Consider the following 20,400-nt stretch of genomic DNA (forward strand, 5'->3'; position numbering starts at 1 on the left):
GATCAGACCGCCGGACCCAGCGTCCCGAGCGGCACGTCCTTCAGATGGTTCTGCGACAGATAGCGGACAAAGTTGTCGCGGAACTGCCGCGTGTGTTCATGGGCAAGCGCATCGGCGCGCGCCACGTCCCGGTCCCGGATCGCAGCCAGCATCTCGTCATGGCCGTCAGTCGAAAGCACGCCTTCCCCGCCTTGCTCCAGATAGGCGAAGTGCAGGTGCAGCAGGCGCCGTCCCTGGTTCAGCAGCCGCTCGTAGAAGGCCGCAAGATAGGGATTGCGGCCGGCATGTGCGATGGCCATGTGGAAGGCCTTGTTGGCTTCGGACATCGCCAGATGCTCGCCGCGCTGAACCGTGGCGATGAACTCCCTTTGACGGCGGGCAATCACCTTCAGGTCCGGATCGGTGCGCAGTTCGGCGGCCAGCCGGGTGGTCATGCGCTGGGCGACATCCAGGGCCTCGACAAATTTCGGAAAGCTCTGCACGTCGATCGGCGCAACCACGGTCGAGCGGTTCGAAAGGGTCACCACCAGGTCATCGCCCGCAAGCCGGATCAGCGCCTCGCGGATGGGCGAGCGGGACATCGAGAACCGCTCCGCCAGCGATGTCTCGTCCAGGACCGCTCCGGGTTGCAGCTGCAACGCCAGGATTTCGTCCCGCAGCGTCTCGTAGGCGAACCTCACTCCGGTCCCCTTGACCCGTCTCGGTTCCGTCTCGTTCCGCATGTCCCCTCTCCCGGTTCCCTGCGCAAAGCACCCTAGACCAGCGCCTGCCAACAAGTCGACACCATCCATTCCTGACGCGGACTGTCGTCATCATGTCGTCACAAGGGAAGACCGAACCATGGGCAAAACCGGCACGGGGACGGCGACAGGGAGTGGCAGTCCACCAAAGGTTCGGATTATCTTGCAAGCGGCGGGGGTCCAACGGGTTCGACGGGCACGGACATGCGCCCGCACAAAAGGGCTGTTCCGCGGCACCGGACGGGGGCATCCTGCACGGAGCATGACTATCTTCGCGGCCCGGATGCGGCGAGAGCAGACCCCCGGCGCCCGGCCAGAGGTCAGGGCTGTTCCGAACCGATCAACCGTTGCAAAGGATCCACCCATGTCCCGCAAGGTTTGCATAGTCACCGGAGGAGGGCGCGGCATCGGCGCCGCCGTGGCCCGCGAGATGCATGCGCGCGGCTATGCGCTTGTGCTGATGTCTCCGTCCGGTTCCTGCGAGGCGCTGGCCGCGGAACTGGGCGGCGTCGCCCGGCGCGGCGTCGCGCAAAGCGCCGAGGATCTGAAGGCGCTGGTCGATCTTGCGCTGTCCACGCATGGCCGGATCGACGCCGTCCTCAACCATACCGGCCATCCGCCGAAGGGCGACCTTCTGTCCATCCCGGACGAAGGCTGGACCCTGGCGCATGACATGATCCTTGCATCGGTCATCCGGATGGCACGCCTCGTCACGCCGGTCATGGAACAGCAGAAGGGCGGATCCATCGTGAACGTCACAACCTATGCCAGCCACGAGCCGTCCCTGTGGTTCCCGGCCTCATGCACCTACCGGGCAGCGGTTTCGACCTTCACCAAGCTTTTCTCCGACCGCTACGGCCCGTCGAACATCCGGATGAACTGCCTGGCCCCGGGGTTCACCGACAGCCTGGACGTGGCGAAATACGCCGAACTGGCGGCGCTGAAGCGTATCGGTACCGTGCAGGAACAGGCCAAGGCGGCGGCCTTCCTGCTGACCGATGACAGCAGCTACATCACCGGCCAGACGCTGCGCGTCGATGGCGGCCTGACGCGGTCGGTCTAGCCTTGAGGACCGGACAGGACCTGTGCAACTGTCGCCTGTTCCTCAACAGTCGGGTGTAAGGTCGAACAGCATGACGTGGCGGTAGGTCTCGCATGGGTCCAGCCGCGCCGAAGGGAAATGCGGCATGTTGGGAGAGTTCGGAAACCGCTGCGTTTCCGCCGCAAAACCGGCAAAGCGCGGATAGCGGGCGCCGCCCTTCCCCGGGCTGCCATCGAAATGCGCGCCAGTGTAAAGTTGCAGGCCCGGCTCGGTCGTCGAAAGCCGCATCTGACGACCCGAAACCGGGTCCCTGGCGCGCAGGCAGGGACGCAGTCCATCGGCGCCGGTCGGGGCGGAAAGGCACAGGTTGTGATCGAAGCCCGCTGGTCCGGGTAGTCGCGCACCGATGGGGCGCAGGGACCGGAAATCGAAGGCTGTGTCGCCCACCGTCAAGACTTCCCCGGTCGGAATCAGCCGGTCATCAACCGGCAGGTAGAAGTTCGCCTCGACCTGCAACTCCTGCCGCAGGACATCGCCCGACCCATGGCCCGCCAGGTTGAAATAGGCGTGATTGACCAGGTTCACCGGCGTGGGAGCATCGGTCTGCGCCTCCATGGTGATCCGCAGGCCTACCCCCTCGATGCGATAGGTGACGCGCGCGGTCAGGGTTCCGGGATAGCCCATCTCGCCGTCGGGCGATCGGGTTGTCAGGATGGCGTGCTGGTCAGAGAAATCCTCGATCTGCCAGCACTTGCTGTCCAGCCCGGCCCGGCCGCCATGCAGGTGCTGCGCGCCCTCGTTCTGGTCCAGCTGGACCGTGCGGCCATCAAGCACCAGCCGCCCCCCCGCAACCCGGTTGGAATAGCGCCCGCAGGTCGCCCCCAGATAGCCGCCCCGGTCCCTCCAGTCGGACAGAGCGTCATAGCCAAGGACGATATCCGCCAGCGCCCCGGTGCGATCCGGCACCCAAAGCGCGGCCAGTCTTGCGCCATAGGTCAGGATTTCGGCCCTTAGACCCTGCGCGCCGGTCAGGGTGATGCGATGCACCTCCTGACCGTCGATCTGCCCGGCACTGGTTGGGGTGGCCATCGTCAGTTCGCCCAGTCCTGCGGCAAAAGCGCATCGGGCATGTTCTGATAGGCCACCGGCCGCAGCCAGCGCCGGATCGACAGGGTCCCGACCGAGGTCGCCCCGAAGTTCGTGCTGGCGGGGTAGGGGCCGCCATGGACCTGCGCGTCCACGACCTCGACCCCGGTGGGGAAGCCGTTCGCCAGAACCCGGCCCGCCTTCCGTTCCAGAACCGGCATGAGGGTGCGGGCAAGGTCGAGGTCCGCGTCGTCCAGATGCAGCGTGCAGGTCAGCTGCCCCTGCAAGCTGCGCGCCACGGCCTGCATCTCACTCGCGTGACGGACGCGGACGATCAGACCCAGCGGGCCGAACACCTCTTCGGCAAGGGCATGGTCCGCCAGCCAGTCGGCGCCCGACACCTCAAACAGATAGGGCGTCGCATTGCGCTGGTCGCAGGTGGTGGTCAGCACCGACCGGACCCCGGACCCGCGCGCGATCCTGTCCCGGCCGGCCCGGAAGGCCTCGGCAATTCCGTCCGTCAGCATGGTCTGCGGGCCGACCGCGCCGACCGCCTCTTTCGCCGCCGCGACGAAGCGGTCCGCATCGGCGCCGTCGATCATCACGGCGATCCCCGGATTGGTGCAGAATTGCCCGGCACCCAGCGTCAGGGAACCGGCCCAGCCCTTCGCTATGGCCTCTCCGCGCGCGGCCAGGGCGGCAGGCAGCAGGAACATCGGGTTGACCGACCCGAGCTCGCCGAAGAACGGGATCGGCTCGGGCCGGGCGGCGCAGAGGTTGAACAGCGCGCGTCCCCCCGCCAGCGATCCGGTGAAGCCGACCGCCTTGATGAACGGGTGCTGCACCAGAGCCTCGCCCACATCCCGCTTGCCGCCCTGCACCAGACTGAACACCCCGCGCGGCATGTCGCAGCCAAGGACCGCCGCCAGGATCGCCTGGGCGACGATCTCGCCGGTTCCCGGATGTGCAGAGTGCCCCTTGACGACTACCGGACAGCCCGCCGCCAGGGCCGAGGCCGTATCGCCCCCCGCCACGGAAAAAGCGAGCGGGAAGTTCGAGGCGCCGAACACCGCCACCGGTCCGATGGGCCGCTGGATCATCTTCAGATCCGGCCGGGGCAGCGGCTGACGGTCGGGCAGGGCCGGATCGTGGCGTCGGTCAAGCCAGCCGTCCTTCAGGATATGGCTGGCAAAAAGCCGCAGCTGCATCGTGGTCCGGCCCCGCTCGCCTTCCAGGCGGGCGGCGGGCAGGCCGGTTTCCTGGGTTCCGATCTCGGTGATCTCGGCGCCGCGTGCCTCGATCTCGTCGGCGATCCGGTTCAGGAAAGCCGCGCGCCGTGCCCTGGGGACGGCGCTATAGTCCGCAAAGGCCGCTTCGGCGGCCGCGCAGGCCGTCTTTACATGCGCAGGGGTTCCCGTTGCAAAGCTGTGCGACGGGCCATGCGCCGGCGATGATTGGAACGTCTGGGCCGAACCCACCCATTCGCCGGCGATCAGGTGTTTTCCAGTCAGCATGAGAGCCTCTTTCAGAAGTCGAAGGCGACGGTCGTCACCCGCTCGCCAAGGGTCAGGGCATCGGCCACATGCACCATAGGGGAAAGGTCAACCTCGCTTTCCCCGGCGCGGACCAGCTGGGCCATGCGCGCATAAAGCGCGGGATATTCGCCCATGATCGTGTTCTCTCCGGCCATGGGCTGCCCGTCGATTTCCAGCACGTTGCCCCCCATGCGCAGGGCTAGCCTGCCGGCGTCGGTGTCCACGTCGATGTCCCAGGTCTGCGGACCTTCCTGCCGCCAGTCGAAGTCGGCGGTGACATTGCCCGAGAAGGTCAGCTGTGCCGCGATCGGCGTCTGGCGGTTGGCGGGAAACTCCAGCCGGGCGCGGGTGAGGTGCACGGGATCAGGCAGGATCTCGGTCAGGATCGACAGCGCGTTGATGCCGGGGTCGAAGACGCCCATTCCGCCGGGCTCGAACACCCAGTCCTGGCCGGGATGCCATTTCCGCACATCCTCGCGCCAGGTGATGTGGACCTTCCGGATCGCCCTGTCGGCAAGCCATGCCTTCGCCGGGGCGACGGCATGGGCCATGCGGCTGTGCCAGGTGGCGTACAGCGTCAGGCCCCGGTCGCGGGCCAGCGCCTGAAGCGTGTGCACCTCGGCCAGCGTGGCACCGGGGGGCTTTTCCAGCATCGCATGCCGGCCGGCCTTCAGCGCCGCCTCGGCATAGTCGAAGCGCGGCACCGGAGGCAGACAAAGCGAGACCACCGGCACGTCCGGACGCTCGGCCAGGAAGCTGGCGAAATCGGTGTAGGCCGACACGCCCGCAACCGTTCCCTTGCGGCTGACGGTTGCGGCAAGCTCCCAGTCCGGACTTGCCGCAATCGCCGGGACATGCTGATCCAGCGCGATCTTGCCGATACCGACCAGCGCGACCTTGGTGCGGGCCATCAGTGGCTCTCCCGTGCCACGGCGTTGCCGCGGCATCCGACCAGAAAGTCCATGTCGGCCCCCTTGTCGGCGCCTTCGACATGGTCGTGGTAAAGCTTCGCATAGCCCGAGGCGGGCGGCTCGACCGCTGGTTTCCAGGCGGCGAGGCGCGCCTTCAGCTCTTCGTCCGGAATATCCAGATGCAAACGGCGGTTCTCAACGTCCAGTTCGATCATGTCGCCGTTGCGCACCACCGCCAGCGGGCCGCCGCGCGCGGCCTCGGGGCTGGTGTGCAGCACCACCGTGCCGTAGGCGGTGCCGGACATGCGGGCGTCGGAAATCCGCACCATGTCGGTGATCCCCTTGCGCAGGACCTTGGGCGGCAGGCCCATGTTGCCGACCTCTGCCATGCCGGGGTAGCCGCGCGGGCCGCAGTTCTTCAGCACCATCACGCAGGTTTCGTCGATGTCCAGCGCCTCGTCCTCGATCTTCGCCTTGTAGTCGTCGATGTCCTCGAAGACGACTGCGCGGCCCCGATGCTTCATCAGATGCGGGCTTGCTGCCGAGGGCTTCAGCACCGCCCCGTCCGGCGCCAGGTTGCCGCGCAGCACCACGATGCCGCCCGACTGCGTAAGCGCCCGGTCCGCCGGCAGGATCACGTCGTCGTTGTGGATGCGGGCGTCCTTCACCTCGTCCCAGATCGGCCCGCCCGAGACTGTCAGCGCGTCCCGGTTCAGCAGCCCCGCCTCGCCCAGCCGCCGGATGACGGCGGGCAGGCCGCCGGCGTAGAAGAATTCCTCCATCAGGTATTTGCCCGACGGCATCAGGTTGACGATGGTGGGCACGTTGCGGCCCCAGTCGTCCCAGTCGTTCAGCGTCAGGTCGATGCCGCAGCGCCCGGCAATCGCCAGCAGGTGGATCACTGCGTTCGTGCTGCCCCCGATCGCCGCATTGGTGCGGATCGCGTTCTGGAAGGCCGCGCGCGTCAGGATGTGGCTGGGGCGCAGGTCGTCCTTCACCATCTGCACGATGCGCCGCCCTGTCAGATGCGCCATCACCCGGCGGCGGCTGTCCACCGCCGGGATCGCGGCATTGCCCGAAAGGGTCATGCCCAGCGCCTCGGCCATCGAGGCCATGGTCGAGGCCGTGCCCATCGTGTTGCAGGACCCGGGGCTGCGCGACATCGAGGCCTCGGCCTCGACGAATTCCTCGGCGGTCATCTCTCCGGCCTTCACGGCCTCGGAGAACTTCCACAGATGCGTGCCGGATCCGACACGCTCACCCCGATAATAGCCGTTCAGCATCGGCCCGCCCGAGACCATGATCGTGGGCAGATCGACCGAGGCCGCGCCCATCAGCAGGCTTGGTGTGGTCTTGTCGCAGCCGACAAGGCAGACGACGCCATCCATCATCTGGCCGCGGATGGTTTCCTCCACCGCCATCGCGGCAAGGTTGCGGAACATCATCGCGGTGGGGCGAAAGGCGCTTTCGCTGACGGAAAAGACCGGCACGATGATCGGGAAACCGCCCGCCTCATAGACCCCGTGTTTCACCCGCTCGGCCAGGTCGTTCAGATGCGCGTTGCAGGGGTTCGCCTCGCTGAAGGTATTCAGGATGCCGATGACCGGGCGGCCGTCGAACAGGTCGGCGGGCAGTCCCTGGTTCTTCATCCAGCTGCGATGATAGATCGCGTCCTTCGAGTTGCCCGCGAACCATTCCTGCGAACGCAAGCGGCGCGGCCAGGGGGCGGGTTTGAAATTGCTCATGATGTTGCCTCACAGGGGATGGACGCGGCAGATGCCGGGCGCCTTGGGCGCGAAGGTCAGAGTGTTGCGCAGCGGTTGGCCGAAATCCGCGACTTCGATCTCGAAGATGTCGCCGGGTTCGGTCCTGATCCCGTCCGCAAAGGACAGGGTAGCTGTGCCGAAGAAGTGCACGTGCAGATCGCCCGGCTGGCGGAAGATGTCGTACTTGAAGTGATGGTGTTCCAGATTGGCAAGGCTGTGCGACATGTTGGCCTCGCCCGACAGGAAGGGCTTTTCCCACAGCGTCTTGCCCTGCCGCAGGATGCGGCTTTTCCCGCGCAGATCCGACGGAAGCGCGCCGACCAGGATTTCCGGCCCGAACGAGGCCACCCTCAGCTTGGAGTGCGCCAGCCAAAGATAGTTGACCCGTTCGGTCACATGGTCCGAAAACTCGTTGCCCAGCGCCCAGCCGATCCGGTGCGGCGTTCCGTCCGGGCCGATCAGGTAGATGCCGGCAATCTCGGGCTCTTCGCCCCCGTCCTCGGCAAAGCCCGGGGCCTCAAGGGCTGCGCCCGGGGCGACCGCCGCGTGGCCGTTGCCCTTATAGAACCATTCCGGCTGCGCCCCGACCTCGCCTTCGGCAGGGCGGCCGCCCTCCAGGCCCATGCGGAACATCTTCATGCTGTCGGTCAGGGCTTCCGCGCCTTCCAGTGTGGCATGCATCGCATCGCGGGCTGCGGCGCTGCCCAGATGGGTCAGCCCCGTCCCGGTCAGGTGCAGATGCGCCGGGTCCGGATGGCTGACGGGCAGGTCGAACTCTGCCCGGGTCAGATCCACAGTCTCGCCCAGCCCGCGACGGGCGATCTCGGCCGCCAGACTCTGACCGGACCGGATAGCGGCGCCGGCCAGTTCATAGACCGAGGTGGTGTTGCGCAGGATGCGGGCATCAAGGCCCTCGCGCACGACGACCCCCGCGCCCCGGACGGTGGAAAGATGCAGCATCGCCTGCCTCACTTGTTCTTGTTGTAGACATCGAAGATCACGGCGGCGAGCAGCACCAGACCCTTGATCATCTGCTGATAGTCGATGCCGACTCCCAGGATCGACATGCCCATGTTCATCACGCCCATGATCAGCGCGCCGATCACCACGCCGATGATCTTGCCCGACCCGCCCGTCATCGAGGCTCCGCCGATGAAGACGGCGGCGATGGCATCCAGCTCGAACCCAGTCCCGGCCTTGGGCGTGGCCGAGTTCAGGCGCGCCGTCACCATCATCCCCGCCAGCGCCGCCAGCACGCCCATGTTGACGAAGCAGGCAAAGACCAGCCGTTCGGTGTTGATGCCCGAAAGCTTGGCCGCCTTCTCGTTTCCACCGACGGCATAGATGCGCCGGCCCTGAACCGTATTCTCGGTGAAGAAGGCATACAGCACGATCAGGATCGTCAGCACGACCAGCACGTTCGGCAGGCCGCGGAAGCTGGCCAGCTGCCAGCCCACAAAGGCCATGGCCGCGGCGATCACCAGCGTCCGGCCCCAGAACAGGCCCGCCGGCTCGGGCGTGATGCCGAATTCGGCGTCCCGTTTCCGCGCGCGCAGGCCGATCCAGACCACAAGGGCCATGGCCAGCGCCGCGATGATCAGGGTCAGCCCATGCGGCTTCATCACGCCGGTCAGGTCGGGAATGAAGCCCGAGGACATGGCCTGGAATTCCTTCGGGAAGGGGCCGATGTTCTGCCCGCCCAGAAGCCACAGCGTGGCGCCGCGGAACACCAGCATCCCGGCCAGCGTCACGATGAAACTGGGGATCCGCCAATAGGCCACCCAATAGCCCTGCGCGGCGCCGATCGCTCCGCCCACGATCAGGGTCAGCGGGATCACGACATAGATCGGTTGTTTCAGCTGGACGGTCAGATAGGCCGCGACCGCCCCGGTGAAGGCCGCGACGGACCCGACCGACAGGTCGATATGACCCGAGACGATGATCAGCAGCATCCCCAGCGCCAGGATGATGACATGCCCGTTCTGAAGAAAGATGTTGGTGATGTTCGGCGCCTGCAGGAACATCGGCTTGCCCTGCATCGACACCAGCACCGAGAACAGCACCACGATCGCGACCAGCGCGAGAAGCATCCCGTTTTCGCGCAGGTGCCCGCCCAGAGAACCTTGCTTGTCAGCCATTCACGCCACCTTCCCTGTGGTCTTGCCATTGTCCTTGACGATCAGCGCCATGATCCGCTCCTGGCTCGCCTCCCCGCGCGCCAGCTCGCCGACGATCCGGCCCTCGTTCATCACATAGATCCGATCGCACATGCCCAGCAGTTCGGGCATTTCCGACGAGATCATCAGAACGCCGCGGCCCTGGTCGGCCAGATCCTTCATGATCGTGTAGATCTCGAACTTCGCGCCCACGTCGATGCCGCGCGTGGGTTCGTCCAGGATCAGGAGCTCCGGGTCGGTGAACAGCCATTTCGACAGCACCACCTTCTGCTGGTTGCCCCCCGACAGGTTCACCACCTTCTGCTGCACGCCCGGCGTGCGGATCGCCAGTTGCTTGCGGTAGGTCTCGGCCACCTGCGCCTCGCGCCGCTTGTCCAGAACCGACCGACGGGCGATACCGGCCAGATTGGCCAAGCTGATGTTCTTCAGGATCGGCTCTTCCAGGATCAGGCCCAGCGCCTTGCGGTCCTCGGTGACATAGGAAATGCCGGCCTGGATCGCCTTGGTCACGGTCGAGACATCGACCGGGCGCCCGTGCATCTTCACCGTGCCCTGGTGCCCCTTGCCATAGCTTCGACCGAAGATCGACATGGCAAGCTCGGTGCGGCCCGTTCCCATCAGCCCGGCGATGCCGACGATCTCGCCCTTGCGGACGTTCAGACTGACCCCCTTGATCATCTGCCGCCCCGCCTGTTCGGGGTGCCAGCAGGACCAGTTCTCGACCTCGAACAGCATTTCGCCCGGATGGCTGTCGCGCTCGGGGTAGCGATGCGCCATGTCGCGGCCGACCATGTCCTTGATGATGCGGTCCTCGGAAATCTCTGCCTTGGTCAGGGTCGAGACCGAGGTGCCGTCGCGGATCACGGTGATCCGGTCGGCGACGCGGGAAATCTCGTTCAGCTTGTGGCTGATGATGATCTGGGTCACGCCGCGCGCCTTCAGCTCCAGCATCAGGTCCAGCAGCCGGTCGGCATCGGCCTCCTGCAACGCGGCGGTGGGCTCGTCCAGGATCAGAAGGCGCACGTTCTTCGACAGCGCCTTCGCGATCTCGATCAACTGCTGCTTGCCGACGCCCAGCTTGCCGACCACCGCGCCGGGGGGTTCGTTCAGACCCACCTGCCGCAGCAGCTCCCCGGTCTTCTTGAAGGCCATGGGCCAGGAGATCACGCCCTTCGACGCCACCTCGTTGCCCAGAAACAGGTTTTCGGCGATCGACAGAAGCGGGATCAGCGCAAGTTCCTGGTGGATGATGATGATGCCCTTGTGCTCGCTGTCGCGGATCCCGCGGTTGCGCAGGGGCTGGCCGTCATAGACGATCTCGCCGTCATAGCTGCCATGCGGATAGACACCCGACAGCACCTTCATCAACGTGGATTTTCCGGCCCCGTTCTCGCCGCAGATGGCGTGGATTTCCCCGGCCTCGACCGTCAGGCTGACCCGGTCAAGCGCTTTCACGCCCGGGAAGACCTTGCTGATCTCCCGCATTTCCAGAAGTATCGACATTCTTCCTCCCGCTGGCGGAACCTGCCTGCGCGGGAGCGGCGCAGGCAGGCCCTGTCAGATCAGCCTACTTCAGCTGGTCCGCCGTGTAGTAGCCCGAACCGACAAGAACTTCCTCGTAGTTCGAGATGTCCACCGAAACCGGCTCCAGCAGATAGGACGGCACGACCTTGACGCCGTTGTCGTAAGTCGAAGTATCGTTGATCTCGGGTTCACCGCCGCCAAGGACCGCATCCACCATCTTGACGGTGACCTTTGCCAGTTCGCGGGTGTCCTTGAAGATCGTCGAATACTGCTCTCCGGCGATCATCGACTTGACCGAGGGGATCTCCGCATCCTGACCGGTGACGATCGGCATGGGCAGATCGCCCGAACCATAGCCGACACCCTTGACCGACGACAGGATGCCGATCGACAGCCCGTCATAGGGCGACAGCACGCCATGCAGCTGCTTGTCGCCGTAGTTCGAGGTCAGCAGGTTGTCCATCCGCGCCTGGGCGACTGCGCCATCCCAGCGCAGGGTGCCGACCACGTCCATGCCCATCTGGCCCGAGGGGATCACGATGTCGCCCGCGTCGATCAGCGGCTGTAGGACCGACATCGCGCCGTTGTAGAAGAAGAACGCGTTGTTGTCGTCGGGCGAGCCGCCGAACAGCTCGACATTCCACGGCTTCACATCCGGGAAACGCTCCTTGAGACCCTTGACCAGGCTTTCCGCCTGCTGCACGCCGACCTTGAAGTTGTCAAAGGTGGCGTAATAGTCCACCGACCCGCTTTCTCGGATCAGGCGGTCATAGGCAATGACCTTGATGCCCTGCGCGGCGGCGTTGTCCAGCGCGTTCGACAGCGTGGTGCCGTCGATGGCCGCGATGACCAGTGCCTTGACCCCGCTGGTGATCATGTTCTCGATCTGGTTCAGCTGGGTCGGGATATCGTCTTCGGCATATTGCAGGTCGGTGGCATAGCCGGCCTCCTGGAACGCCTTGACCATCGATTCCCCGTCCGAGATCCAGCGCGACGAGGATTTGGTGGGCATGGCAATGCCGATGGTGCCCTTGTCCTGGGCAAAAAGCGGCATTGCCGAAAGGGCGGCGGTGGCGCCGGTCAGGGCCATGAGGCCACGGCGGGTCAAGATCATCTTGTTTCCTCCCGATGATTCTTCTTTGCATCCGATCTGGGCGTGCCTTTGCTGCCCTTGCACACGGACGCAGCGCAGATTGCGCAGCAGATCCATATCTGTCAAATAGACGTTGTGCGATGAAACATGGCTAAATCGTTATGAATATCACCGAGACCGGCCTTGCAACGCAGCTGCGACGGCTCAAGCCTGCGCAATTGCGCCTGCTGGCCGAACTGGACGACACGGGCGCCCTCGGTCTTGCGGCGGCCAGGATCGGAATTGCGCAACCGGCCGCCTCGCGGCTGCTGGCCGACATGGAGGCGACGCTTGGCCTGTCGCTGCACGAACGCCACGGCCGCGGGTTGCAGCTGACAGTCGTTGGCCGTGCCCTGGCCCGGCGCGCCGCCCGGATCGAGATCGAACTGGCCGATGCCGCGCGCGATCTGGCCGAGGCCGCCACCGGGCGGGCGGGCGTCGTGCGGGTCGGCGCGGTGACCGGCCCGGCGCTCAGCCTGGTGATGCCGACGCTGATCACACTGCAATCCGATCTGCCCGACTTCCGCGCCGAGGTGACGGTGGCGACCTCGGTGACCCTGTGCGAGCTTCTGCGCGCGGGTCGGCTGGACTTTGCGCTTGCACGCCTGTCGCCCGGCGAAAGCCAGCTCGAGGCGCATGTGCTGGCGGTTGAGCCGCTGTCGCTTGTGGTGCGACGCGGACACCCGCTGCTGGTGCGCCCGATCCTGTCGCTTGACGATCTCCTGGGCTTCGACTGGGTCATGGGCGACGACGAGACGCTGCTGACCCAGACCGTCCTGACCCGCCTGACGGAGCTGGGCCTGCCGCAGCCGAAGCGGCGGATCTCGACGTCCTCTTTCCTGTTCACGCTGGCGCTGCTGAACCAGACCGACGCCATCGCGCCGCTGGCAACCCCGGTCGTTGACAGCCTTGCGGGCAACCCCTCCGTGCCCTTCGTCTCGTTGCCGATCGACCTTGGCCTGGCAGTCGCCCCGTTCAGCCTGGTGACCCGGATCGGGTCGCAGATGACGCCATCGGCCCAGCGCCTGGCCGACGCGGTGCTGGCCGCAGCCTAGGCATTGCGATCCAGCCAGTCGGCAAAGGCCGAAACGACATCGGCGTCGCAATCCACAAGGTGCTGCGGCGCGGGATAGTCGCCCGCATGAACATCGGCAACGTAGCGCCCCATGGCCTCGATCCGCATCCTCTGCAACCGGTCCTGTTCGGCCGCGAAGTCGGCATAGACCTTGGCGTGCCGGGGGATCCGGCCGCGGTTCTGGCCCAGGACGTCATCGGCGAACAGATACTGCGCATGCCCGCCCGCCCCCGCCCCCATCGAGATCAGGAAAAGGTCTGTCCGTTCCGCGATCAGGCGGGTGATGGAATGGGGGACGACCTCGATCTCCACGGCAAAGGCCCCGGCTTCTTCCAGCGCCCGGCACTGGCGCCAGACAAGCTGCGCCGTCTCAAGCGTCTTGCCGACCGCCTTGAACCCGCCGGTCCAGGTACGTTTCGCGGGGATCAGGCCGACATGGCCGCAGACCGGCAGCCCGTGGTCCGCCATCGCACGGACGGTCGCCAGCGCGCCGGAGCAGTATAAGGCGTCCGCCCCGTGCTTGAACAACGGGAAGGCCCAGCGCAGGAAGTCGTCCGTCCCGCCGATCTCGTAGAAATTGTCGCCGGGGAAGATGAAGGCATCGGGCGCCACCTCGCGGAAACGGCGGTCGAACACCATTGCGGGCGGGACAGACAGAAGCTCGACGCCGGCCTTCGCTGCGGCCTCGGCTTCCTCCAGCGACTCGACCCGCAGCATGGCGAAAGGATGCCTGCCCCGCTGGTCCAGCAGATCCCGCACGGTGGGCGGCGCCATCACGCGACCTCGACAAGGACGCGGCCGCCTTCGACCCTGACGGGGAAGGTGCGCAGGTTCACGCAGACCGGCGCGCGCTTCGCCTCGCCCGTGCGATAGTCGAACTGGCCGTTGTGCTTGGGACATTCGATCAGGTGCCCCATCACCAGCCCGTCGCAGAGATGGACCTGCTCGTGCGTGCACAGACCCGCCGTGGCAAAGAACTCTCCCTCAGGCGAATGGTAGATCGCGAAGGTCTGTCCGCCATGATCCCAGCGGATCAGGTCTTCGGCGTCGATGTCCTCCGTCGCGCAGGCGTCAATCCAGGGCATGTCGGGTCCTCATTCTGCGGCGGCCGGGCGCATCATCCCCGGCACGTACTGGTGGAAGTCCTCGCGGTAGGGCCTGGCCGTCGGCGGCAGGTCGCGCTTGATGAAATAGTCCTCGTTCACCACCTGGCGCCTGATCGCGGGCCACATCTCGGCAAACGCTTCGGCGATGGAACGGTTGGGCGGGGGCAGGTCGTCCTTGATGACCTCGTGCAGGCGCGGAAGGGCGTGGTAGGGCACCATCGGGAACATGTGGTGTTCGACATGGTAATTCATGTTCCAGTAGATGAAGCGGGAAATCGGGTTCATGTAGACCGTGCGGCTGTTCAGGCGGTGGTCCACCACGTTGTCGGCAAGGCCCCCATGCTGAAGCAGCCCGGTCATCACATGGTGCCAGGCGCCGTACATCCGGGGCAGGCCGATCACCATCAGCGGCAGGATCGACCCCAACCAGAGCGCAAGGCCAAGGGTTGCCGCGTAGATCGACAGATGGATGATGGCGACGCGCTGCACCTTGCCCCATTCGCTTTGCGGCACGAAGGTCTTCTCCGCAGCCGTCGGGCCGGAAAGCGCGTTCCGGATCAGGGTCGGAAAGAACCTGATCACGTCCAGGATACCGAAGAAGTTCAGAAACAGCTTCGCCAGTTCGGGCGGGCGCATGACGGCGATTTCGGGGTCGCGGCCGACGATGTAGGTTTCCGAATGGTGCCGTGCATGGCTCCAGCGCCAGGTGGCCGAGTTGCGCATGATCATGAAGCTGGCGATCTCGTAGACGAGGGTGTTCATCCAGGGCGTCCGGAACGCGGTGCCATGGCCGCATTCGTGCCAGCGCGAATCGGAGGCCGAACCGTAGAGGACGCCATAGGCCAGCCAGAACGGCGCCGACCACCAGGACGGCCACAGTGCGATGCCGATGCCCGCAAGCAGGATCATGCTGCCATAAAGGATCACCGTGTCACGGATCGCCGGCCCGTCACTGCGCGCCATCAGCTCCTTCATCACCTTCCGCGGCACCTCGCTGTGATACCATTCCGCCGCCGTCAGCCCGCTTTCGACCGCGCGTTTGGCGTCGGGGCCGAAAGGACTGTAGTTGCGCTTTGCCATATCAGCCTCCTGCCTCCCTGGTCCTAGGGGTGAAGCCACCCTGCGCCCTCGTGGATAAGGCAGCCGGAAACGGATCGCCAAGAACCCGGCTTGCAGGTTTCGTCAAGATCCGTCATCCTTCGGCAGCTTTCTGATGGTTTTTCGTCATCCAAAATGGCAAACCGGCCCACGATCAACGATGTCGCCCGCGAGGCAGGCGTGTCCAGCGCGACCGTGGACCGCGTGCTGAACGGGCGCGAAAGGGTGCGGGAGGAAACCGCCCGCAAGGTCTATGAGGCGGCACGGCTCATCGGCTACCATGCCGCGCCGCTGATCGGGCAGAGGGTGCAGGCCGACCTTCCCCGGCTGCGGCTTGGCCTTGTGCTGCACAAGGAGCGGCAGGCCTTCTATCAGGCCTTCAAGGCCGAGGCCGAGCGGGCCGTGACCCAGGCGACCGGGGTCCGTGCAAGCCTTCAGGTGGCTTTCGCCGCGTCACAGTCGCCCAGGGACTTCACCGAGCTGATGGAGGGGATGGCCGGCCGCGTCGATGCCGTTGCCGCCACTGCCGTGACCCATCCCGAGGTGACAGAGGCGGTGGTGCGGCTGAACGCCAGGGGCATCCCCTGCTTTTCGCTGCTGAACGACTTTGGCCAGGGTGTCAGACAAAACTATCTGGGACTCAACAACTTGAAGGTCGGGCGCATTGCAGCACACATGATTGCGACCGCCGCGCACCACGCGGGAAAGATCGCCGTCTTTGTCGGCGGCTACCGCTGGCACGGGCACGAGCTGCGGGAAACAGGCGTGCGCAGCTATTTCCGTGAACACGCACCGCAGTTCCAGGTGCTGGATACGCTCATCAACCTTGAGACGCGGCAGCTGACCTACGAGGCGACGCTGGACCTTCTGTCCCGCCATCCCGACTTGCGCGGCATCTACTGTGCGGGCGGCGGGATGGAGGGGGCCATTGCCGCTGTACGCGAGGCCAGGGCCCCCGGCGAGGTGGCCCTGGTCGTGAACGAACTGACGCCGGAAAGCCGCGCGGCCCTGATCACGCGGCATGTGACCATGGTGATCGCCACGCCGCTTCAGCGGCTTTGCAACGATCTCATCCGGCTGGCGACCGAGGCGGTGACCGAAGGCATGGTCCCCGTCCAGGGCCAGCATTTCCTGCCTCCGGACATCTACCTGCCCGAAAGCGTCTGACGAAAATCAATCATCGCTCTGCGTGATCATTCGTCAGAGATGATGGGAACGCCCCGCAACGGATTGACGCGGCGGGAGAGTCTCGCGGATGGTCCGGCCCAGGAAATCGCCGCGGTTGGGAGGCCGGGAATGATCCAGTTTGCGTTGAACCACATGACCGTGGCCCGCATGTCCTTCCGTGACCTCGTGGCGCTGGCGAAACAGCTTGGCTGTGTCGGGATCGAGGTACGGAACGACCTGCCCCAGCCGCTGTTCGACGGGATGGAGCCGGCCGCGGGCGGTGCGCTTGTCCGCGAGAACGGCCTGCGCCTTCTGGCGGTGGCCGAGGTGAAGCGCTTCAACGACTGGTCGTCGGACAGGGAGGCCGAGGCGCTGGCGCTGATACGGATCGCCAGGGCAGCCGGAGCCGAGGCGGTCAGCCTGATCCCGCGCAACGACAATCTCGGCATGGGCAATGGCGAACGCCAGGCAAATCTGCGCGTGGCGCTGAAGGCGCTGAAGCCGATGCTCGAGGATCACGATCTGGTCGGCATGGTCGAACCCCTGGGCTTCGAGACCTGCGCGCTGCGCTACAAGGCCGAAACGGTCGAGGGGATCGAGGCGGTCGGCGGCCGGGGCCGGTTCAAGCTGGTCCACGACACCTTTCACCACACGCTGGCCCATGGCGGGCCGCTGTTCCCGGATCATACCGGCATCGTCCATGTCTCGGGCGTGGTGGATCAGCAGGTCGGGATCAGCGAGATGCGCGACCCGCATCGGGTGCTGGTGACGCCGGGCGACCGGCTGGGCAACCTGGACCAGATCACCGCGTTGCAGGCGGCGGGCTGGGTCGGCCCGGTGAGCTTCGAGGCGTTCTCGGCGGAGGTTCATGCCCTTGCAGACCCCGCCAGCGCGCTGCGGTCCAGCATGGATCACATTGCGAATGTCCACGCATGATCGTCTTTGCAACCTGTTGCAAGAATCGGTTGACCGGGGCGCGGCAGCGGCTCGGTCTGAACTGACGAATGGCTGCGACAGGCGGGAAGCGCGTCGCGGCATGGAATTGAACCGCTGTAACGGACAGCGGACAATAACGGGAGGAGTGACCCATGAAGAAGACCCTTATCGCCACAGGCTTCGCCGCGCTGATGACCACGACCGCCATGGCGGACGGAATCGGCGTGTCGATGGCGCTGTTCGATGACAACTTCCTGACCGTCCTGCGCAACGGCATCCAGAAGACCGCGGATGAACGGGGACTGAAGGTCCAGATCGAGGACGCGCAGAACGACGTGGCCAAGCAGCTGGACCAGATCAACAATTTCATCGCCTCGGGCGTTGACGCGATCATCGTGAACCCGGTCGATACCTCGGCCACCCAGGCCATGTCGGACGCCGCCGCTGCCGCCGGCGTGCCCCTTGTCTATGTGAACCGTCAGCCGATCAACGTGGACAGCCTGCCCGACAACCAGGCCTTCGTCGCCTCGAACGAAAGCGAATCCTCGCGCCAGGGCTTCATCGAGCAATGCAATCAGTGGAAGGCGGCCGGCAAGGAAGAGGTCAGTGTCTATGTCATGCAGGGCGAGCTGTCGAACCAGGCCGCCGTGCAGCGCACGCAGAACTATTATGATGTGATGAACGAGGGGCTCTGCGCGGTGAAGGTCAACGTGATCGACCAGCAGACCGCCAACTGGTCGCGGGATCAGGCGCAAAGCCTGATGACCAACTGGCTTTCCACCGGCACCCCGTTCGACGGCGTCCTTGCCAACAACGACGAGATGGCGCTTGGTGCGATCCAGGCGATGAAGGCCGCCGGGATCGACATGGGCTCGGTCATCGTCTCGGGCGTCGATGCGACCCAGGACGCGCTGGCCTCGATGCAGGCCGGGGAACTGGACATCACCGTGTTCCAGAACGCGGCGGCCCAGGGCAGCGGCGCGCTGGATGCGGCGGTCAAGCTGGCTGCGGGCGAGGCGGTGGACCAGAAGGTCTATATCCCGTTCGAACTGGTGACGCCGGCGAACATCGACGCCTACCTGACGAAGAACTAAGCCCCTTCCGGGCACCTCAGGGGCGGCCGGCGACGGTCGCCCCGCTTTTCTGTTGCAGGTGGGGCACATCGGCCAGCCTTGTTGAATTCTGGGGAGGGACGGCAACGTGGCAGAAGCAACGCATGGCCTTGGCGGCCTGAAATACGACCCGGCAAAGCGCACCCGTGCGCCGGAATGGAACGTGTTCGGCGCGCTGGTCCTGATCATTGTGATCTTCGAGATCCTGAACCGCATGCAGGGCGGCTCGTTCCTCTTCAACATGCGCGACAATGTGGACGCGATCTTCAACAAGCAGCGGCTGGACATCATGATCCTTCAGGTCGCGATCATCGGGATCATCGCCCTGGGGGTGACGCAGGTCATCATCATCGGCGGCATCGACCTGTCCTCTGGGTCGGTCGTGGGCGCGACGGCGATGATCGTGATGAGCTTTGCCCAGACCGCCACGGTCAACGGCAACCCCAACCCCAAGGCGATCTTCGGCGATTGGGCGATGGATCTGCCGGTGATCGTGCCGATTGCCATAGGCCTTGCCTGCGGACTTTTGGCCGGGCTTATCAACGGCTTGCTTGTGGCCTACACCAGAATTCCGCCCTTCATCGCCACGCTGGGGATGATGGTCTCGGCGCGCGGTGTTGCGCGCTGGTGGTCCAACGGCCAGCCGGTCAGCTTTCCGACTGCCGAATACGGCCAGCTGGCCAACGGCGATCTTCTTGGCGGAATGACCTTCGGTCTCCTCACCTGGCCAGGCCAGAACCCTGCCGTGGTCTTCGTCCTGCTGGCCGTGCTGTTCCACGTCATCATGACCAAGACGCTTTATGGCAAGCGCTGCTATGCCATCGGCTCGAACGAGGCGGCCGCGCGGATGTCCGGGATCAACGTCGACCGCCACAAGGTGCTGGTCTATGCCATCGCCGGTCTCCTGGCGGCGGTTGCGGCGGTGCTTCTCACCTCGAAGAACCTTACCGCGCAGGCCGGGATGGGGGTGATGTACGAACTCGACGCCATCGCGATGGCGGTGATCGGGGGCGTGTCGCTGGCCGGTGGGCGCGGGTCGATCCTTGGCACGGTTCTGGGTGCCGCGATCTTCTCCGTCATCATCTCCGGCTTCACGTCGATCAAGCTGGACGCCTACTACCAGGAGATGGTCAAGGGCGCGATCATCGTGGGCGCCGTGGTGCTGGACCAGTGGCGTCAACGCAAGCGGGCAAGGGGGTAGTCATGTCGAAGATCATTCTGGAAACCCGCGGCCTGACCAAGCATTACGGCGGCGTCCATGCGCTGGAAGATGCGAATTTCATCCTGCATGACGGCGAGCATGTCGCCGTCGTGGGCGACAACGGCGCGGGGAAATCCACCTTCGTGCGCCAGGTGACGGCGGTGGAACAACGCACCTCCGGCGAGATCATCTTCGACGGCCAGCCGGTGCATTTCTCGGGGCCGCTCGAGGCGCGGCAGGCCGGGATCGAGACGGTGTTCCAGACGCTGGCGCTTGCCGATGATCTGGACGTGCCGTCGAACCTGTTCCTGGGGCGCGAGCTGTTCAAGTTCCGTCTCGGCCCGTTTTCCTGGCTGGACCGCAAGACGATGCGCGACCGGACGCTCGAGGCGCTGAAGACGACGGCGGTGAAGATCCCCAACATCGACAACCCGATCCGCAACATGAGCGGGGGCCAGCGCCAATGCGTGTCCATCGCACGGACGGCAGCCTTTGCGTCCAAGCTGGTGATCATGGACGAGCCGACGGCGGCGCTGGGGGTGCAGGAGACGGCGCAGGTCGAGAACATCATCCGCGGCCTGAAGGACCGGGGCATTCCGATGATCCTGATTTCCCACAACCTCCGGCAGGTCTTCGATCTGGTGGATCGGATCGTCGTTTTTCGCCGGGGTCGCATCGTCGCCTCCTTGCGGAAGGACGAGACCGACGGCAACGACATCGTCAGCTACATCACCGGCGTGAAGGGTGGTTCGGACACCGCCTATGCCTGACAGTGGAAAGCCGGGGTCGGCC

19 protein-coding genes are annotated in these 20,400 nt (G+C 65.5%); 7 read left to right on the forward strand and 12 right to left on the reverse strand.

Annotated features, from left to right (window positions below):
• Positions 1–2: 2 nt before the first annotated feature.
• A complete protein-coding gene (locus tag G8O29_RS02630; protein WP_207623634.1) occupies positions 3–680 on the reverse strand; it encodes a GntR family transcriptional regulator in 678 nt (225 codons plus the stop codon).
• 424 nt (positions 681–1,104) lie between these two features.
• Between G8O29_RS02630 and G8O29_RS02635 the strand changes: the two genes are divergently transcribed.
• The gene (locus G8O29_RS02635) at positions 1,105–1,803 is read left to right on the forward strand and encodes an SDR family oxidoreductase (RefSeq protein ID WP_166401679.1); all 699 of its coding nucleotides are present in this window, start codon (positions 1,105–1,107) and stop codon (positions 1,801–1,803) included.
• A 42-nt stretch (positions 1,804–1,845) separates the two neighbouring features.
• On the opposite strand, the gene G8O29_RS02640 is transcribed toward G8O29_RS02635, so the two are convergent.
• The 8 genes from G8O29_RS02640 to chvE form a co-directional block, all read right to left on the reverse strand.
• Complete coding sequence (locus tag G8O29_RS02640; protein WP_166401680.1) at positions 1,846–2,871, reverse strand: aldose epimerase family protein; 1,026 nt, start codon at positions 2,869–2,871, stop codon at positions 1,846–1,848.
• 2 nt (positions 2,872–2,873) lie between these two features.
• On the reverse strand, positions 2,874–4,382 hold the full coding sequence (locus G8O29_RS02645) for an aldehyde dehydrogenase (NADP(+)) (protein ID WP_166401681.1): 1,509 nt from the start codon (positions 4,380–4,382) through the stop codon (positions 2,874–2,876).
• 11 nt (positions 4,383–4,393) lie between these two features.
• On the reverse strand, positions 4,394–5,314 hold the full coding sequence (locus G8O29_RS02650; protein WP_166401682.1) for a Gfo/Idh/MocA family protein: 921 nt from the start codon (positions 5,312–5,314) through the stop codon (positions 4,394–4,396).
• Positions 5,314–7,059 (reverse strand): L-arabinonate dehydratase, encoded by a 1,746-nt coding sequence (gene araD / locus G8O29_RS02655; RefSeq protein ID WP_166401683.1) that lies wholly within the window; start codon positions 7,057–7,059, stop codon positions 5,314–5,316. Before araD ends, G8O29_RS02650 begins: the two co-directional genes overlap by 1 nt.
• Positions 7,060–7,068: 9 nt before the next feature.
• Positions 7,069–8,040 carry an AraD1 family protein gene (araD1, locus tag G8O29_RS02660; protein ID WP_166401684.1) on the reverse strand — a complete coding sequence of 324 codons (972 nt, stop codon included), beginning with the start codon at positions 8,038–8,040 and terminating at the stop codon, positions 7,069–7,071.
• Between the two features lie 8 nt (positions 8,041–8,048).
• Positions 8,049–9,218, reverse strand: a complete 1,170-nt coding sequence (mmsB, locus tag G8O29_RS02665) for a multiple monosaccharide ABC transporter permease (protein WP_166401685.1) — start codon at positions 9,216–9,218, stop codon at positions 8,049–8,051.
• Positions 9,219–10,760, reverse strand: a complete 1,542-nt coding sequence (gene mmsA, locus G8O29_RS02670) for a multiple monosaccharide ABC transporter ATP-binding protein (protein WP_166401686.1) — start codon at positions 10,758–10,760, stop codon at positions 9,219–9,221.
• A gap of 64 nt (positions 10,761–10,824) precedes the next feature.
• Positions 10,825–11,871 carry a multiple monosaccharide ABC transporter substrate-binding protein gene (gene chvE, locus G8O29_RS02675; RefSeq protein ID WP_242678867.1) on the reverse strand — a complete coding sequence of 349 codons (1,047 nt, stop codon included), beginning with the start codon at positions 11,869–11,871 and terminating at the stop codon, positions 10,825–10,827.
• 164 nt (positions 11,872–12,035) lie between these two features.
• On the opposite strand from chvE, the gene G8O29_RS02680 reads away from it, so the two are divergent.
• Positions 12,036–12,968, forward strand: coding sequence for a LysR family transcriptional regulator (locus G8O29_RS02680; protein ID WP_166401688.1), 933 nt, complete (start codon positions 12,036–12,038; stop codon positions 12,966–12,968).
• Here G8O29_RS02680 and G8O29_RS02685 read toward each other — a convergent pair.
• From G8O29_RS02685 to G8O29_RS02695, 3 genes are read right to left on the reverse strand one after another with little or no spacing between them, the layout of a single operon-like run.
• Entirely contained in the window at positions 12,965–13,762 is a 798-nt protein-coding gene (locus tag G8O29_RS02685; protein ID WP_166401689.1) for a 3-methyl-2-oxobutanoate hydroxymethyltransferase, read from the reverse strand. The two genes, G8O29_RS02680 and G8O29_RS02685, sit on opposite strands and share 4 nt — an antisense overlap.
• Positions 13,762–14,073: a MocE family 2Fe-2S type ferredoxin gene (locus G8O29_RS02690; RefSeq protein WP_166401690.1), complete on the reverse strand. Its 312-nt coding sequence runs from the start codon at positions 14,071–14,073 to the stop codon at positions 13,762–13,764. Before G8O29_RS02690 ends, G8O29_RS02685 begins: the two co-directional genes overlap by 1 nt.
• 9 nt (positions 14,074–14,082) lie before the next feature.
• The gene (locus tag G8O29_RS02695) at positions 14,083–15,174 is read right to left on the reverse strand and encodes a fatty acid desaturase family protein (protein WP_166401691.1); all 1,092 of its coding nucleotides are present in this window, start codon (positions 15,172–15,174) and stop codon (positions 14,083–14,085) included.
• A gap of 153 nt (positions 15,175–15,327) precedes the next feature.
• On the opposite strand from G8O29_RS02695, the gene G8O29_RS02700 reads away from it, so the two are divergent.
• The 5 genes from G8O29_RS02700 to G8O29_RS02720 all read left to right on the forward strand — a co-directional run bounded on the left by G8O29_RS02700 (position 15,328) and on the right by G8O29_RS02720 (position 20,378).
• The gene (locus G8O29_RS02700) at positions 15,328–16,359 is read left to right on the forward strand and encodes a LacI family DNA-binding transcriptional regulator (protein ID WP_166401692.1); all 1,032 of its coding nucleotides are present in this window, start codon (positions 15,328–15,330) and stop codon (positions 16,357–16,359) included.
• A 129-nt stretch (positions 16,360–16,488) separates the two neighbouring features.
• Positions 16,489–17,295, forward strand: coding sequence for a TIM barrel protein (locus G8O29_RS02705; RefSeq protein WP_166401693.1), 807 nt, complete (start codon positions 16,489–16,491; stop codon positions 17,293–17,295).
• 152 nt (positions 17,296–17,447) lie between these two features.
• Positions 17,448–18,389 (forward strand): substrate-binding domain-containing protein, encoded by a 942-nt coding sequence (locus G8O29_RS02710; RefSeq protein ID WP_166401694.1) that lies wholly within the window; start codon positions 17,448–17,450, stop codon positions 18,387–18,389.
• Positions 18,390–18,495: 106 nt separating this feature from the next.
• Positions 18,496–19,608: an ABC transporter permease gene (locus tag G8O29_RS02715; RefSeq protein WP_166401695.1), complete on the forward strand. Its 1,113-nt coding sequence runs from the start codon at positions 18,496–18,498 to the stop codon at positions 19,606–19,608.
• Between the two features lie 2 nt (positions 19,609–19,610).
• Entirely contained in the window at positions 19,611–20,378 is a 768-nt protein-coding gene (locus tag G8O29_RS02720; RefSeq protein ID WP_166401696.1) for an ATP-binding cassette domain-containing protein, read from the forward strand.
• Positions 20,379–20,400: the final 22 nt, after the last annotated feature.

The organism is Rhodobacter calidifons, assembly GCF_011174775.1.
Lineage (GTDB): Bacteria > Pseudomonadota > Alphaproteobacteria > Rhodobacterales > Rhodobacteraceae > Tabrizicola > Tabrizicola calidifons.

Excerpts from the sequence above, each read along its gene's own strand:
- G8O29_RS02635 (WP_166401679.1), top strand. The coding sequence starts at position 1,105 with ATGTCCCGCAAGGTTTGCATAGTCACCGGAGGAGGGCGCGGCATCGGC.
- mmsA (WP_166401686.1), bottom strand. The coding sequence starts at position 10,760 with ATGTCGATACTTCTGGAAATGCGGGAGATCAGCAAGGTCTTCCCGGGC.
- G8O29_RS02645 (WP_166401681.1), bottom strand. The coding sequence starts at position 4,382 with ATGCTGACTGGAAAACACCTGATCGCCGGCGAATGGGTGGGTTCGGCC.
- G8O29_RS02640 (WP_166401680.1), bottom strand. The coding sequence starts at position 2,871 with ATGGCCACCCCAACCAGTGCCGGGCAGATCGACGGTCAGGAGGTGCAT.
- G8O29_RS02680 (WP_166401688.1), top strand. The coding sequence starts at position 12,036 with ATGAATATCACCGAGACCGGCCTTGCAACGCAGCTGCGACGGCTCAAG.
- G8O29_RS02695 (WP_166401691.1), bottom strand. The coding sequence starts at position 15,174 with ATGGCAAAGCGCAACTACAGTCCTTTCGGCCCCGACGCCAAACGCGCG.
- G8O29_RS02710 (WP_166401694.1), top strand. The coding sequence starts at position 17,448 with ATGAAGAAGACCCTTATCGCCACAGGCTTCGCCGCGCTGATGACCACG.
- G8O29_RS02700 (WP_166401692.1), top strand. The coding sequence starts at position 15,328 with ATGGCAAACCGGCCCACGATCAACGATGTCGCCCGCGAGGCAGGCGTG.
- araD1 (WP_166401684.1), bottom strand. The coding sequence starts at position 8,040 with ATGCTGCATCTTTCCACCGTCCGGGGCGCGGGGGTCGTCGTGCGCGAG.
- G8O29_RS02705 (WP_166401693.1), top strand. The coding sequence starts at position 16,489 with ATGATCCAGTTTGCGTTGAACCACATGACCGTGGCCCGCATGTCCTTC.
- araD (WP_166401683.1), bottom strand. The coding sequence starts at position 7,059 with ATGAGCAATTTCAAACCCGCCCCCTGGCCGCGCCGCTTGCGTTCGCAG.
- G8O29_RS02685 (WP_166401689.1), bottom strand. The coding sequence starts at position 13,762 with ATGGCGCCGCCCACCGTGCGGGATCTGCTGGACCAGCGGGGCAGGCAT.
- G8O29_RS02690 (WP_166401690.1), bottom strand. The coding sequence starts at position 14,073 with ATGCCCTGGATTGACGCCTGCGCGACGGAGGACATCGACGCCGAAGAC.
- chvE (WP_242678867.1), bottom strand. The coding sequence starts at position 11,871 with ATGGCCCTGACCGGCGCCACCGCCGCCCTTTCGGCAATGCCGCTTTTT.
- mmsB (WP_166401685.1), bottom strand. The coding sequence starts at position 9,218 with ATGGCTGACAAGCAAGGTTCTCTGGGCGGGCACCTGCGCGAAAACGGG.
- G8O29_RS02650 (WP_166401682.1), bottom strand. The coding sequence starts at position 5,314 with ATGGCCCGCACCAAGGTCGCGCTGGTCGGTATCGGCAAGATCGCGCTG.
- G8O29_RS02720 (WP_166401696.1), top strand. The coding sequence starts at position 19,611 with ATGTCGAAGATCATTCTGGAAACCCGCGGCCTGACCAAGCATTACGGC.